We start from the raw sequence: 1,174 nt of genomic DNA, 5'->3' as shown, positions 1-1,174 counted from the left end.
TATGGACAAGCCCTCGGCCTATTAGTACCAGTCAACTCCACCGGTTACCCGGCTTCCATATCTGGCCTATCAACCCAGTCGTCTACTGGGAGCCTTACCCCATCAAGTGGGTGGGAGTCCTCATCTCGAAGCAGGCTTCCCGCTTAGATGCTTTCAGCGGTTATCCCTCCCGAACGTAGCCAACCAGCCATGCCCTTGGCAGAACAACTGGCACACCAGAGGTTCGTCCGTCCCGGTCCTCTCGTACTAGGGACAGCCCTTCTCAAGACTCCTACGCGCACAGCGGATAGGGACCGAACTGTCTCACGACGTTCTAAACCCAGCTCGCGTACCGCTTTAATGGGCGAACAGCCCAACCCTTGGGACCGACTCCAGCCCCAGGATGCGACGAGCCGACATCGAGGTGCCAAACCATCCCGTCGATATGGACTCTTGGGGAAGATCAGCCTGTTATCCCCGGGGTACCTTTTATCCGTTGAGCGACGGCGCTTCCACAAGCCACCGCCGGATCACTAGTCCCGACTTTCGTCCCTGCTCGACCCGTCGGTCTCACAGTCAAGCTCCCTTGTGCACTTACACTCAACACCTGATTGCCAACCAGGCTGAGGGAACCTTTGGGCGCCTCCGTTACCCTTTAGGAGGCAACCGCCCCAGTTAAACTACCCACCAGACACTGTCCCTGATCCGGATCACGGACCCAGGTTAGACATCCAGCACGACCAGAGTGGTATTTCAACGACGACTCCACACACACTGGCGTGCATGCTTCACAGTCTCCCACCTATCCTACACAAGCCGAACCGAACACCAATATCAAGCTGTAGTAAAGGTCCCGGGGTCTTTCCGTCCTGCTGCGCGAAACGAGCATCTTTACTCGTAGTGCAATTTCACCGGGCCTATGGTTGAGACAGTCGAGAAGTCGTTACGCCATTCGTGCAGGTCGGAACTTACCCGACAAGGAATTTCGCTACCTTAGGATGGTTATAGTTACCACCGCCGTTTACTGGCGCTTAAGTTCTCAGCTTCGCCTGGACGAATCCAAGCTAACCGGTCCCCTTAACGTTCCAGCACCGGGCAGGCGTCAGTCCGTATACATCGCCTTACGGCTTCGCACGGACCTGTGTTTTTAGTAAACAGTCGCTTCTCGCTGGTCTCTGCGGCCACCCCCAGCTCA

1 rRNA gene is annotated in these 1,174 nt (G+C 56.4%); it reads right to left on the bottom strand.

From position 1 onward, the window contains the following. Position 1: 1 nt before the first annotated feature. Positions 2 to 1,174 (bottom strand): 23S ribosomal RNA (locus AC27L3_RS29510); the annotation flags it as partial.

This window comes from Streptomyces sp. PKA51 (assembly GCF_057552455.1).
The sequence above is the reverse complement of the archived record's forward strand: the minus strand, read 5'-3'. Positions and strand labels throughout refer to the sequence as shown.